Here is a 13,274-nt window from a genome sequence, read left to right as displayed (position 1 = left end):
CCTTCTATGAGTGCCTTGCTGTCCATCCAGAACCTGACCATCGACCTGCCCGCCGGGGGAGATCGTCCGCACGCGCTGCAGCAGGTGAGCCTGGACTTGCACCCGGGTGAGATCGTGTGTGTCGTGGGCGAAAGCGGCTCCGGCAAATCCCTCACCACCAGTGCGGTACTGGGCCTGCTGCCCGAAGGCGTCCAGGTCCGCAGCGGCCAGATTCTGTGGCGCGGGCAGGATCTGCTGCAGCTCGGTGCCGAGGGCCTGCGCAAGCTGCGCGGCAGCGAGATCGGGATGATCTTCCAGGAGCCGATGACCGCGCTGAATCCGCTGCGCACCATCGGCGACCAGATCGGCGAGGTGTTCCGTACGCACACCCGGCTGCCCCGCAAGACCATCCGTGCGCGCACCCTGGGGTTGCTGGAGTCTGTGAAGATCCCAGATCCGGACAAAGCGCTGAAAGCCTACCCCCACGAGCTCTCTGGCGGCCAGCGCCAGCGCGCCATGATCGCCATGGCGCTGGCGCTGGAGCCGGCCATGCTGATCGCCGACGAACCCACCACGGCGCTGGACGTCACCACGCAGGCCGAAATTCTGCACCTCATCCACGATCTGCAGCGGCGCAAAGGCATGGCCGTGCTCTTCATCACGCACGACTTCGGCGTGGTGGCCGAAATTGCCGACCGGGTGGCCGTCATGCAGCACGGCGTGCTGGTCGAAAGCGGGAAAGCCCAGGACGTGCTCGGCCGCCCGCAGCATGCCTACACCCGGGCCCTGATCGCGGCCGTGCCTCCGCTGCAAGCGCCCGTGCGCGGTGTGGCAAGCCAGACGCCTACCGCGCTGTCGGTCGCGCGCCTGTCCAAGACCTACCACCAGCGCAACTGGCTGGGCCGCACCAGCCGCACCACGCACGCGGTCAAGGACATCTCATTCAGCCTGCCTGCGGGAACGACGCTGGGGGTGGTGGGTGAGAGCGGATCGGGCAAGTCGACGCTCGCGCGCAACCTCATAGGCCTGCTGGTGCCAGATGAAGGCGAATTCCGTGTCGGAAACGACACTGTGCAGCTGCGCAACATTGCCGAGCGCCGGCTGCACGCCACCCGCGTACAGATGGTGTTCCAGGACCCGTACAGCTCCCTCAACCCGCGCCAGCGCGTGGGCGACATCGTCACCCAGGGCCCTATCGCGCATGGTGAATCCCGCGCCCAGGCCCTGGCCCATGCACGCGAGCTGTTTGCCCTCACTGGCCTGTCCCCCGACGCGCTGGACCGCTATCCGCACGAATTCTCGGGCGGCCAGCGCCAGCGCATCGGCATCGCCCGGGCGCTGGCCATGCGGCCGCAGATACTGATCGCCGACGAGCCGGTGTCCGCTCTGGATGTCTCGGTGCAGGCACAGGTGCTGGACCTGCTCACCCGCCTGCGCGAGCAGATGGGGCTATCGATGGTCTTCATCACCCACGATCTGCGGGTGGCGGCACAGATATGCGACCAGCTCATCGTCATGAAGTCCGGCGAGATTGTGGAGTCCGGCCACACCGCCCGCGTCTTCAGCCAGCCCCAGCACCCTTACACACGGGCACTGCTGGAGGCGATTCCGGGCAGGCATTGGATTCCCGATGCCTGCGCCCAGAAGGCGGCCTGAAGACATTTTTTCAGCCCCAATGGCCAGGACCCTGCCTGACACCGCAGTCCCTGCCACCGCCCTGCCCAAGAAAAAGCGCTCCGATGAAGCGCTTTTTTCATGATTACACCCACTGGGAGAGGGCTGACGCGAGGCCCCCCGAATCCGCAGTGAGGGGCAGCCTCATGGAGCAGGTTCAAAGCCTCCGCGGCCCAGGCTCCCACACGCTGCGCACTCGCTCACTGCTCCACCCGGATACCGTGCTCCACCGAGCGCTGCTTCCACAGGTCGATTTCCTTGAAGTAGAACGCCTTGAGCTCGGCCGGAGACATGTCCTGGTAGAAGGCTCCGGCATCGCTCAACCAGCGCTCCATCTGCGGCGTATGGAACGACTGGATTACGGTGGTATTGAGCCGCTGCACCACCTCGGCCGGCGTGCCCTTGGGCGCAAAGAAGGCGCTGAAGCTGACCATCTCCAGTCCTTCCAGCCCCACCTCTTTCACCGTTGGCGTATCGGGGTACAACGGAAAGCGCTTTGGACTGAACACCACCAGGGGCGTCAGGCGCTTGCCCAGCGTAAGCGGGCTGATCTCGCCGTAGAAGCCCACCGCAAAATCCACATGCCCGGAAGCGGCATCCGTGGCCGCCAACGAGCCCCCTTTGTAGGGCACGGGCTTGAACTCTGCGCCCACGGCCTTGGCCACCATCATGCAGGCAAAGTGGCTGGTGGCCGCCTGGCCGCTGGTGCCGCAGCTATAGGCATCCGCGTTGGCTGGCGCGGCCTTGGCTTTGTGCACCAGGTCCTGGATGCTCTTGGCCCAGGAGTTGCTGCCCGCCGTCAGCACCGGATAGCCCAGCGTGGCCATGGCCACGGGTTCGAAGTCTTCCTTGGGCTTGTAGCGCACCGTTCCACCGGCCGACGGAAACTGGATCAGCGAAGCCATGCCACCATACAGCAGCGTGTAGCCATCCTTGGGGGCCTTGAGCACCTCCATCGCCGCCAGTGTGCCTGATGCACCGGGGCGGTTGTCCACCACCACCGTTTGCTGCAGCCGCTCGCTCATCTGCTGTGCATAGCGGCGCGCCCAGATATCGTCGACACCGCCCACGGCATTGCCCACCACGATGCGGATGGGCTTGGAAGGAAACGTCTCCGCGGCCATGGCCCCGGCACTCCATCCGGCCGCCACAGCCACCGTCCATGCCATCCAGCCGGCCTGGTTCCACGACTTCACCATGTGCACCTCCTTGTACAAGCAGCTTGCGATCAGGCGCCCGTGGCGGATAGGCCGCCGCCGGCGTGCGAATTGCTATCCACCGGTGCATTAGTGCGTGTCCCGGGAGCGGGTGTGCGTGGGGCAAACCCTTTTGCGCCGTCCTGCAGGTGACACGGCAGGTGACGCAGGCGTCAACGGGCACCACCGCATGCGGCTCTGCCTGGCGGGGAACGGTCGCGTCTACGCAGCGTTGAATTGCGAATGCGAAAGAACCGACGCAGGGAGAGCACCAGAAACGACGGATTCAGGCCGCAGCAGCACGCAACAACTGTCCCGGCGTACGTCCGAACAGCTGGCGAAACGCCGCGATGAAGGCCGAGGTCGAGTCATAGCCGCAGACCAGGGCCACCTCGGTCACGCTCTGCAGGTCCTGCAACTGGGGCAAGGCCGCCAGCAGGCGCGCGCGTTGGCGCCATTGGCGAAAGCTCATCTGCGTCTGTCTCTGGAACCAGCGGCCCAGCGTACGCTCGGACACCCCCAGCTCCTGGCTCCACTGCGCCAGCTGCAGCGGGGCATCGGGCACGTCCAGCAGGTGGCGGCACCAGGCACGCAGGCGTTCGTCCTCCGGCCAGGGCAGGCGCAGTGCGGCCTGGGGCGCGGCATGGATCTGGTCCAGCAGCACCTGCACCAGGCGCCCGTCGGCCCCTTCCTCGGCATATTCCACGGGCAAGGTGGCAAAGTGGCGGATCATCTCGCGCAGCAGCGGCGACACTTCCAGCACCCGGCACGCCCCTCCCAGGTCCTGCAGAGCAGGGGTCGCGATGTACAGGCTGCGAATTTCGGTGCGCGGCGCATTGACCACGCTGTGCACCAGTTGCTGCGGAATCAGGATGGCCCACTGCGGCGGCGCAATGAACAGGCCCTGGTGGGTCTGTACCTGCAGCACGCCCTGGCTGGCATAGGAGAACTGCACCCAGTCGTGGGCATGCGCCACGGTGGCGGCCTTGCGCTGCATCTGCTCGGCGCGGGCGTAGACGGTCCGCGGGAGCCGGGCCAGCACGGGCACGGGGCGCGAGGCCAGGTCCCGGCGTTTTGTCGTTTCAGCGATATTCATACGCCTGATGTCGTTAGCAGGAAAGTTTCTAGCGTACTAGAGTGAGGCCCATCGCGGCCCCGTGCCGCTTTTGGCCGCAATCCGCTTGCGGCTTTGTCTTTCTGCCTCTGCCATGCGACGCCCTAGTTTTCTCCCCGACAATTTCATGCTCATCCTGCTGGCCATGCTGGTGCTGGCCAGCGTGCTGCCCGTGCGCGGTGTCTATGCCGACTATGCGAGCACGGTGACCAACATGGCCATCGCCCTGCTGTTCTTCCTGCACGGAGCCAAGCTGTCGCTGAACGCCATTGTCAAGGGCATGGGGCACTGGCGCCTGCATTCGCTGGTGTTCGCCTGCACCTTCCTGCTTTTTCCGCTGCTGACGCTGGCGCTCAAGCCCGTGCTGCTGCCCCTGCTGGGACAGGACCTGTTCCGCGGCATGCTGTACCTCAGCGCCCTGCCCTCGACCGTGCAGTCGTCCATCGCCTTCACCTCGATCGCGCGCGGCAACATCCCGGCGGCCATCTGCTCGGCCGCAACATCCAGTCTGATGGGCATCTTCATCACCCCCCTGCTGGTGCTGCTGATGCTGGGTCAGAGCGCGCACAGCCTGCCGTTTGGCGATGCCGTGCTCAAGATCATGCTGCAGCTGCTGCTGCCTTTTGTGCTGGGCCAGCTGGCGCGCCGCTGGATCGGCGCCTGGGTGGACCGCCGCAAGGCCGTGCTCAAGCATGTGGACCAGACCTCGATCTACCTGGTGGTCTACACGGCCTTCAGCAGCGCCGTGGTCGAGGGCCTGTGGTCACAGCTGCCACTGCAGCAGATTCTGGTGCTGGCCCTGGCCTGCTGCGTGCTGCTGGCCCTGGTGCTGGGCACGACCTGGTGGCTGGGCCACCGCCTGGGCTTTGACCTCCCCGACCGCATCACCATCCTGTTCTGCGGCTCCAAGAAGAGCCTGGCCACGGGCGTCCCCATGGCCCAGGTACTGTTCATAGGCGGCTCCATGGGCACGCTGCTGCTGCCTCTGATGCTTTTTCACCAGATTCAGCTGTTTGTCTGCGCGGTGCTCTCCAAGCGTCTGGCAGACCGCACGGATGAGGTGCAAGCCTGAAGCGACACACAGGATTCAGAGCTCCTGTCAGCCCCCAAACGCAGGATGGATGGAGACGCGCCTGCTGGGCAAGAAGGCCGTGGAGGTGAGACCCTGGGTGCTCTTGGCGTAACGCGCTCGGCAACTTCCAAGCGACGGCAAAAAAATAGCCGGCTGCCTACAGGCTGAAACCGCAGCCGCAGCCACCCCAAGCCATCACCGTTGCGGCAGCTTCAGCGTCACCTCCAAGCCTCCCTCTGGCTCATTGCGCAGCAGCAACTGGCCACCCTGCGCATGCGCCACGGTCTGCGCAATGGACAGGCCGAGACCCATGCCGCCCGAATCCGCATTGCGCGAATGCTCCAGGCGGTAGAAGGGCTCCAGCACCCGCGCTGAATGACTTCCATGCTTTTCTTCAAGAAATCCTCCGCATGGAATTTGGCGATCTGGAGCAGCCCAGAGACTTCACCACGGTGAGAGTCTTCACGTCCATGATTGCGACCCGTCCCAAGCCCATGCATTGCTGGGACTCGATGTGGGTTCACCCGAGCAGCAAAGAACCTACATCGAGCGCGCTGTCGCGCATACTGCTGAAGGCGTGCAAAAGCGCTGATGGAATCGACCCGGCAGAGCGCAGCAAGCCCCGCCGATCCCACAGGGGCATCGCTGTCGCCTCAGCGCTGTGCCAGCGGGTGGTCTGCCAGGCGGGCACAGCGCCGATGCCTGATGCCCGTCCCAGCAGAAAGAGGTGTCGCGGCTCTTACTCCACCGTCACGCTCTTGGCCAGATTGCGCGGCTTGTCGACATCGGTACCCCGTGCCACGGCCGTGTGGTAGGCCAGCAGCTGCAGCGGCACCACGTGCAGGATGGGGCTGAGCGCGCCATAGTTCTCGGGCATGCGGATCACATGCATGCCTTCTTCGCTTTCGATGTTGGTCTTGGCGTCGGCCAGCACATACAGCACACCGCCGCGCGCGCGCACTTCCTGCATATTGCTCTTGAGCTTTTCCAGCAGCTCATCATTGGGCGCTACGGTAACCACCGGCATGGCACTGTCCACCAGCGCCAACGGGCCATGCTTGAGCTCGCCGGCCGGGTAGGCTTCGGCGTGGATGTAGCTGATCTCCTTGAGCTTGAGCGCCCCTTCCAGGGCAATCGGATAGTGCGCACCACGGCCCAGGAACAGGGCGTTCTGCATCTTGGCGAAGTCCTCCGCCCAGCTGATGACCTGGGGCTCCAGCGCCAGCACGGCCTGCAGGGCCACGGGCAGGTGGCGCATCGCCGTCAGATACTGCTGTTCCTTTTCTTCGCTCAGCCGGCCCTTGGACTGGGCCAGCGCCAATGTCAGCAGGAACAGCCCCGCCAGCTGGGTGGTGAACGCCTTGGTGGACGCCACGCCGATCTCCACGCCCGCGCGGGTGATGTAGGCCAGCTTGCATTCGCGCACCATGGCGCTGGAGCCCACGTTGCAGATGGTCAGCGTATGCGTCATGCCCAGGCTCTGGGCGTGGCGCAGTGCGGCCAGGGTGTCGGCGGTTTCACCGGACTGGGTGATGGTGACCACCAGGGTCCGCGGGTTGGGCACGCTGGTGCGGTAGCGGTATTCGCTGGCCACTTCCACCGCGCAGGGAATGCCGGCAATGGCTTCCAGCCAGTACTTGGCGGTGCAGCCGCTGTAGTAGCTGGTGCCGCAGGCCAGGATCAGCACCTGGTCGATCTCCTTGAACACGCGCCACGCCGCGGTGCCGTCGGCACCGTCAAACAGCTCGGGGGCGATGTTGACGATGCCTTCCAGCGTGTCACCGATCGCGCGCGGCTGCTCGAAGATTTCCTTTTGCATGTAGTGGCGGTACGGACCCAGCTCGGCTGCGCCGCTGTGGGCGTGCACGGTCTTGACGGGGCGCTGCTCGGGCAGCACCACATGGCCGTCCTTGGCGGCAATCCAGTAGCGCCCGGGCTGCAGGTCCACCAGGTCGCCTTCTTCCAGATAGACGATCTGGTCCGTCACACCGGCCAGGGCCATGGCGTCGCTGGCCAGGAAGAATTCGCTGTTGTCCACGCCCACCCCCAGGATCAGGGGCGAGCCGGCGCGCGCGCCCACCACGCGGTGGGGCTCGTCCTTGTGCATCACGGCCAGCGCATAGGCGCCGTGCAGCTCGGCGCGTGTGGCTTTCAGGGCGTCGAACAGGTCGCCGTTGTAGTGACTGTCCAGCAGGTGGGCAATGACTTCGGTGTCCGTCTGGCTGGCAAAGATATAGCCCTTGTCCTGCAGCTTGGCGCGCAGCTGTTCGTAATTTTCGATGATGCCGTTGTGCACCAGAGCCACGCGGGCCGGTTTACCCGATTCGGCCGTCAGGCCCGGGCCATAGCTGAAATGCGGGTGGGCGTTGTGCACGGCCGGCGCACCATGGGTGGCCCAGCGGGTGTGGGCAATGCCCGTCAGGCCCTGCAGGTCTTCGGTCCGCACCTGCTCCAGCAGTTCGGCCACACGGGAAGTGCTGCGGGCGCGCTGCAGGCCCTGGCTGATGGGGCTGCCCTGCACCAGGCGGTGCACCGCCACGCCGCAGGAGTCATAGCCCCGGTATTCCAGGCGTTGCAGGCCCTGCACCAGCAGGGGAACGATGTTGCGGGTAGAGACGGCGCCGACGATGCCACACATAAAACAAGCTCCGGTTCAAAAGGATGGCGAATGCTAGAAGCTTTAAAAAGTAATTTTTAAAAAACTAAAATGCAATTTTTGAAAACTTCTTTCACCCCACATCGATTCTGAAATTAAATTTCTATAATCAATTTCAAATGAAAGAAAATAAAGAAAACGAAACACTCGATTACACAGACCTGCAGTTGCTCGATACCTTGCAGCGCGATGCCAGCCTGAGCAACCAGACACTGGCTGAACGGCTGGGTCTGTCGGCCCCCACCTGCCTGCGCCGCGTTCGCCGGCTGCATGCACTGGGTCTGATCGAACGCTCGGTGACGGTGCTGCAACCCGAGCGGGCGGCCAGCCTGCTGGGCCACGGTCTGCAGGCGCTGGTGGAAATCACGCTGGACCGCCAGAGTGCCGAGGCGCTGGACGCCTTCGAGGCCCTGGCCGTAGCCGAAGATGCGGTGCAGCAGTGCTGGAGGGTCTCGCCCGGACCAGACTTCATGCTGGTGCTGCATTGCTGGGACATGCCGGCCTATCTGGCGCTGTCACAGCGCCTGTTTGCCCAGCATGCCAATGTGCGCAATGTGAAGGCGTTCTTCGCCACCAAGCGCGCCAAGTTCAGCCCGCACCTGCCGCTGCTGGCAGCGGAGCCGGACCGCGGCGACCAGCACACCCTGCCCCGCTGAACACCCGCACCGCGGGTGCGCGGGGCGCTAGCAAGGTCCAGGCATCCCATGCCATGCAGCACTGCCCGGCAGGAACGCGGCACCACCGCGGTCACATCAATCAGCCCGCGGCCGGCCACTCCAGCACCGCCGTGCAGCCTTCGCCGGGACGGGAGTGCAGCTGCAAGCTGGCGCCATGGCGCTGGGCCAGGGCGTGCACCAGGGCCAGGCCACAGCCCATGCCGGCAAAGTCGTTCTCGCGGTGCATGCGCTGGAACGGCGGCCAGCTGACCGCCATGCGGGACGATTCAAAGCCCACGCCCTGGTCACGGATGGCAATGCGCCACAAGCGGGGAACGGGCATGGACAGGCTGACCTGCACCTGGGGCAGCATCTGCCGGGCGGTGAACTTGGCAGCATTGCCCAGCAGCTCGCCCAGCACCGTGTGCAGCGCGGTGGGATCGGCCTGCAGCAGCGCAGGCTGGGCCGGCAGCTCCCAGGCCACGGTGTCCCCCTGTGGCAGGCTGCGGGCGGCGCAGGACTGCAGCACGCCACACACATCCACGGGCTGCGGATCCAAGGGCTGGCGCACCGCGCGGGACAGCTGCATCAGCGCATCCAGCATGCGGCCCATCTTGTGGGCAGACTGCTCCATGGTGCCCAGAAATTCCTGGGCCTCATCTGCGGCCTCCCCGGGTGCAGCCGCGGCCAGTTGCTCCACGGACTCGCGCAGCAGCGGCGCAAACGAGGTCAGATGCCGCAGCGGCGCACGCAGATCGTGCGAGACGGCACGCAGCAGCCCTTCGTGCGCGTCCTGCAACTGCGCCAGTTGCTGCTGGCAGGCCGCCAGCTCGGCCCGCACTGTTTCCTGGGGCGACGGGACGGCAGCGCCATCGGGCAGGCAGTCGCGCTCCATGGCTCAGGCCTTGGGGGGCTTGACCGGGCGCGCCCAGTTGGCCTTGCTGATCTGCTTGCCACGGGCCACGCTCAGGGCGCCCGGCTCGGTGCTCTTGGTGATGGTGGAGCCGCCGCCCACGGTGCCGCCCGCGCCAATGGTCACGGGCGCCACCAGCACGCAGTTGCTGCCGATGTGCACATCGGCCTCGATCACCGTGCGGTGCTTGTTGGCCCCGTCGTAGTTGGCGGTGATGGAGCCGGCGCCGTAGTTCACGCGCTCGCCCACGGTGGCGTCCCCCAGATAGGCCAGGTGGTTGGCCTTGGCCCCATCGGCCAGCGTGGAATTCTTCACTTCCACAAAGTTGCCGATGTGCACTTCGCGGCCCAGCTGCGCACCGGGGCGCAGACGGGCAAACGGGCCGATCAGCGCACCCTCACCCACGCTGGCACCGGCCTTTTCGCCGTCGATATGGGTGAAGGGGTGGATCACCGCGCCCGCCGCAATCGTGGCATTGCTGATGTGGCAGTAGGCACCGATCTGCGCGCCGTCGCCAATGCGCACCTGGCCGGTAAAGATGCAGCCCACATCGATATCCACGTCCTGGCCGCACTGCAGCTGGGCCAATGTGCCACGGGCGTCATCACGCAGGTCAAAGCGTCCCGGATCGGCCAGGCGCACGCCTTGCTCCATCAGCGCCTTGGCGGCGCGCAACTGGTGGGCCCGCTCCAGTTCGGCCAGCTGCAGCGGGCTGTTCACACCGGCCACCTGCAGCACATCGCTGATGCGGTGGCCCACCACGGGCACGCCGTCGGCCACGGCCATGGCCACGATGTCGGTCAGGTAGTACTCGCCCTGGGCGTTGTTGTTGTTCAGCTTGGCCAGCCACTGCGTCAGGTGCCGGACCGGCACGGCCATGATGCCGCTGTAGATCTCGGTGATGGCGCGCTCGACCTCGCTGGCGTCCTTCTGCTCCACGATGCGCTGCACGGTGCCCGCACTGTTGCGCACAATGCGGCCGTAGCCCGTCGGATCGGGCATGGCCACCGTCAGCAGCGCCATTTTGTCGCCGCCCGCCGCATCCAGCAGCCCTTGCAGGGTATCGGCCTGCGTCAGCGGCACATCGCCCGACAGCACGATGGCCATACCATCGCCCGCCAGCGCGGGCACGGCCTGCTGCACGGCATGGCCGGTTCCCAGCTGCGGCTCCTGGCGCACAAACTTCAGTTCAAAACCGGCATCGGCGCCCGGGCCGCTGGCCAGGGCCGCTTCGACGTCCGCGGCACCATGGCCGGTCACCACCACCGCCGAACGCGCCTGCAACTGGCCCGCCGTGTGCAGCACATGCTGCAGCAGTGCCCGTCCCGCCAGCTTCTGCAAGACTTTGGGGTGGCGGCTTTTCATGCGCGTGCCTTTGCCGGCGGCCATGATGATGAGGTCCAATGCTGCGGTCATAGAGGATGGAGTGTGGTGGACAGAAGGCAGAACCGGGCGCTGCATGGCAGGCACACCGGGACTGCAAGACCGGGCGATTATCCGCCCCTGCGCGCAGGCTGTGAGCGCTGGCTGTCCCCCGCAGCATGTTCGGCACACCGCCGGCCGCTTGGTGGACGGCGCGGGCCTGCGTAATATGGCGCTTTGGCAGAACGCACCGTGCAGCGCCATCCCTCCCTTTTTTCCGGCCCTGCAGCCGCCACCATGTCCACCGCCTCCAGTTCCAGCGCATCCGGTCTGACCCTGCGCACCCGCCCCATCGCCATCGGCCATGTGCGTGCCTTTCTGGCCGTGGCGCGGCACCTGAACTTCCGTGCCGCTGCCGAAGAACTGGCGCTGACGCAATCTGCGGTCAGCCGCCAGATCCAGGGGCTGGAAGACGAGGTGGGTCTGCCCCTGTTTCTGCGCCACACCCGTGCCGTGGAGCTGACCAGCGCCGGTGCCCAGCTGCTGCGCGCCTGGACGCCGGCGGTGGAGCGCATCGACACCGCCGTGCGCAGCGTGCGCCAGAGCGCCGGGCGCAAAAGCGTGTCCATCACCACCTGGGCCAGCTTTGCTGCCATGTGGCTGATCCCGCGGCTGGAGGACTTCCAGCGCCAGCACCCGGACATCGACATCCGCATCGACACCACCGACAGCCTGGTCGATCTGGAGACCACCGACGTGGACCTGGCCATCCGCTACAGCCGGCCCACGGCCGCACTGCGCGGCGTGACCGAGCTGTTTGGCGAGCAGCTGGCCGTGGTCGCCAGCCCCTGGCTGCTGCAATCGGCCACCGCCCCGCGCCGGCCGCAGGATCTGGTGGGCTGGAGCCTGATCGAAGCCACCGACGCCGACCAGCACCCGCACCTGCAGTGGCTCAGCTGGCACCGCTGGCTGCGTGACCAGGACTGCGCCGACCTGCAGCCACGCCGCTGGGTCTATCTGCGCTATGCCCACCAGATCGTGCAGGCCGCTCTGGCCGGCCAGGGCCTGGCCCTGACCCGCCTGCCGCTGGTGGCCGAGGCCCTGGCCGACGGCCGGCTGGTGGAAGTGTTCCCGCGCCAGCGGCTGGATTCCCCGCTGGCCTACTGGCTGCTGACCGGTCCGCGCAGCGGCCAGCGGCCCGAAGTGCAGGCGTTTGCACAGTGGCTGCAGCAGCAGGCCCATGACACCCGCCAGGCCATGGCGCCGGTGGACGATCCGGCTTAGCCACGCCGCCCGGCGACACCCACCATTCGGCGCCACAGCGGGCGCAGCCGGTTGCGGCGGGGCCCTGCGTGCGGGAGGCGCTTTCCATAATGGCAGCAGCCCCATCTGCCTATGTCCACCACCGCCCAGCCGCTGCACGAAAGCTACCGCCTGCTGATCCGCTTTTGCGCAGTAGTGGTCTGTCTGGTGCACCTGGCCTTCATTCCCATCTTTGCCGGTACGGGGGTGCATGCGCTGGCCGCCGGCAATGTGCTGAGTGTCCTGGCCTATGGCTACGCCTACTGGCAAAGCCGGCCCCAGGGCAATGTGCGCTTGGCAGCCGATGTGATTGCCCTGGAAATCGGGCTGCACGCCGTTGCTGCCACACTGGCCATCGGCTGGAGCAGCGGCTTTCACTACCTGATGATCCCCATGGTGCCGGTGTGCATGCTGTCCGCCACCCGACCGCGGGCGGCGCGCATGGGCATCGTGCTGTGCATTTCGCTGGCCTATATCGGGCTGCGTTTCTGGAGCAGCCGGCACCCTCCCTTCTACCGGCTGTCCGACGGACTGCTGCAGGCGCTGGAATACGGCTGCCTGGTCACCCTGTTCCTGGCCTTCATCACCATCGCCCTGCGCTACCACGACATCATCGTGGAGGCACACGAGATGCTGCGGCATGAGGCCTTCACCGACCCGCTGACCGGTGCGCTGAACCGCCGCCGCTTGGCCCAGGTGGCCACGCTGCCCCCCGCCGCCGACACCCACAGCGCGCTGCTGCTGTGCGACCTGGACCATTTCAAGCTGGTCAACGACCAGTACGGCCATTCAGTCGGCGATCAGGTGCTGCAGGCCTTCTACCGCCAGTTGCTGGAATGTACGCGCGGCGGCGACCATGTGTGCCGCTGGGGCGGCGAGGAATTTCTGGTGCTGCTGCCCCAGACCGACATGGCCGTGGCCCGCATGGTCGCCTACCGCCTGCGCGCCAGCGTGGAGCGGACCTCGGTGCGCCTTCTGTCCGGCGAACTGCTGTTCATCACCGTCACCGTCGGCCTGACCCACCTGGGTCCGGGAGAGCCGCTACAAGCCGCCGTGCACCGGGCCGACGAAGCGCTGTACCGCGGCAAGGCCGCCGGCCGCAACCAGGTGCAGGACAGCACCGTGGAACGCCCCGTTCCTGTGGCGGAACTGCAGGTGTAGCCGCGTTCAGCCCCCCGGCGTGGCATGGGCCTTGACCCGCTCGCCCCACCAGAAACAGAACAGCCTGTGCACCAGCACCCGGCCTATCGGACGGGACACCATCCGACATGCTGGGCGCCTGTGCACAGGCTGCTTGGGTTTTCAGGCTCGCTGGCCCGGTAGCCCCGAACGGGGCGGCCGAGCACGTCC

At 66.4% G+C, this 13,274-nt stretch carries 11 protein-coding genes; 5 read left to right on the top strand and 6 right to left on the bottom strand.

The annotated features are described in order from the left end of the window. Window positions 1-6: 6 nt before the first annotated feature. On the top strand, window positions 7-1,635 hold the full coding sequence (locus CT3_RS02785) for an ABC transporter ATP-binding protein (RefSeq protein ID WP_066540090.1): 1,629 nt from the start codon (window positions 7-9) through the stop codon (window positions 1,633-1,635). 218 nt (window positions 1,636-1,853) lie between these two features. On the opposite strand, the gene CT3_RS02780 is transcribed toward CT3_RS02785, so the two are convergent. Together CT3_RS02780 and CT3_RS02775 are read right to left on the bottom strand one after the other, a co-directional pair. Then, a complete protein-coding gene (locus tag CT3_RS02780) occupies window positions 1,854-2,852 on the bottom strand; it encodes a Bug family tripartite tricarboxylate transporter substrate binding protein (protein WP_127446180.1) in 999 nt (332 codons plus the stop codon). A 283-nt stretch (window positions 2,853-3,135) separates the two neighbouring features. After that, window positions 3,136-3,945, bottom strand: coding sequence for an AraC family transcriptional regulator (locus CT3_RS02775; RefSeq protein WP_066540085.1), 810 nt, complete (start codon window positions 3,943-3,945; stop codon window positions 3,136-3,138). A 112-nt stretch (window positions 3,946-4,057) separates the two neighbouring features. Here CT3_RS02775 and CT3_RS02770 point away from each other — a divergent pair, with 112 nt between their 5' ends. After that, window positions 4,058-5,035 (top strand): bile acid:sodium symporter family protein, encoded by a 978-nt coding sequence (locus tag CT3_RS02770; protein WP_066540082.1) that lies wholly within the window; start codon window positions 4,058-4,060, stop codon window positions 5,033-5,035. A gap of 195 nt (window positions 5,036-5,230) precedes the next feature. Here the strand turns inward: CT3_RS02770 and CT3_RS02765 are convergent, their stop codons facing one another. Together CT3_RS02765 and glmS are read right to left on the bottom strand one after the other, a co-directional pair. Next, window positions 5,231-5,401, bottom strand: coding sequence for an ATP-binding protein (locus CT3_RS02765; RefSeq protein WP_428042424.1), 171 nt, complete (start codon window positions 5,399-5,401; stop codon window positions 5,231-5,233). A 373-nt stretch (window positions 5,402-5,774) separates the two neighbouring features. Beyond that, window positions 5,775-7,673 (bottom strand): glutamine--fructose-6-phosphate transaminase (isomerizing), encoded by a 1,899-nt coding sequence (gene glmS / locus CT3_RS02760; RefSeq protein WP_066540078.1) that lies wholly within the window; start codon window positions 7,671-7,673, stop codon window positions 5,775-5,777. Window positions 7,674-7,810: 137 nt separating this feature from the next. Here glmS and CT3_RS02755 point away from each other — a divergent pair, with 137 nt between their 5' ends. Next, window positions 7,811-8,347, top strand: coding sequence for an Lrp/AsnC family transcriptional regulator (locus CT3_RS02755; protein ID WP_066540076.1), 537 nt, complete (start codon window positions 7,811-7,813; stop codon window positions 8,345-8,347). Between the two features lie 100 nt (window positions 8,348-8,447). Here the strand turns inward: CT3_RS02755 and CT3_RS02750 are convergent, their stop codons facing one another. Both CT3_RS02750 and glmU read right to left on the bottom strand, forming a co-directional pair. Next, window positions 8,448-9,242 (bottom strand): sensor histidine kinase, encoded by a 795-nt coding sequence (locus CT3_RS02750; protein WP_066540073.1) that lies wholly within the window; start codon window positions 9,240-9,242, stop codon window positions 8,448-8,450. 3 nt (window positions 9,243-9,245) lie between these two features. Beyond that, the gene (glmU, locus tag CT3_RS02745; RefSeq protein WP_066540071.1) at window positions 9,246-10,676 is read right to left on the bottom strand and encodes a bifunctional UDP-N-acetylglucosamine diphosphorylase/glucosamine-1-phosphate N-acetyltransferase GlmU; all 1,431 of its coding nucleotides are present in this window, start codon (window positions 10,674-10,676) and stop codon (window positions 9,246-9,248) included. A gap of 243 nt (window positions 10,677-10,919) precedes the next feature. Between glmU and CT3_RS02740 the strand changes: the two genes are divergently transcribed. After that, on the top strand, window positions 10,920-11,906 hold the full coding sequence (locus CT3_RS02740) for a LysR substrate-binding domain-containing protein (protein WP_066540792.1): 987 nt from the start codon (window positions 10,920-10,922) through the stop codon (window positions 11,904-11,906). A gap of 111 nt (window positions 11,907-12,017) precedes the next feature. After that, window positions 12,018-13,085 (top strand): GGDEF domain-containing protein, encoded by a 1,068-nt coding sequence (locus CT3_RS02735; RefSeq protein ID WP_066540068.1) that lies wholly within the window; start codon window positions 12,018-12,020, stop codon window positions 13,083-13,085. Window positions 13,086-13,274: the final 189 nt, after the last annotated feature.

It is taken from the genome of Comamonas terrigena NBRC 13299 (assembly GCF_006740045.1).
GTDB lineage: Bacteria > Pseudomonadota > Gammaproteobacteria > Burkholderiales > Burkholderiaceae_C > Comamonas > Comamonas terrigena.
Note: the sequence above shows the minus strand (reverse complement) of the source record. Positions and strands in the feature narration are given on the sequence as shown.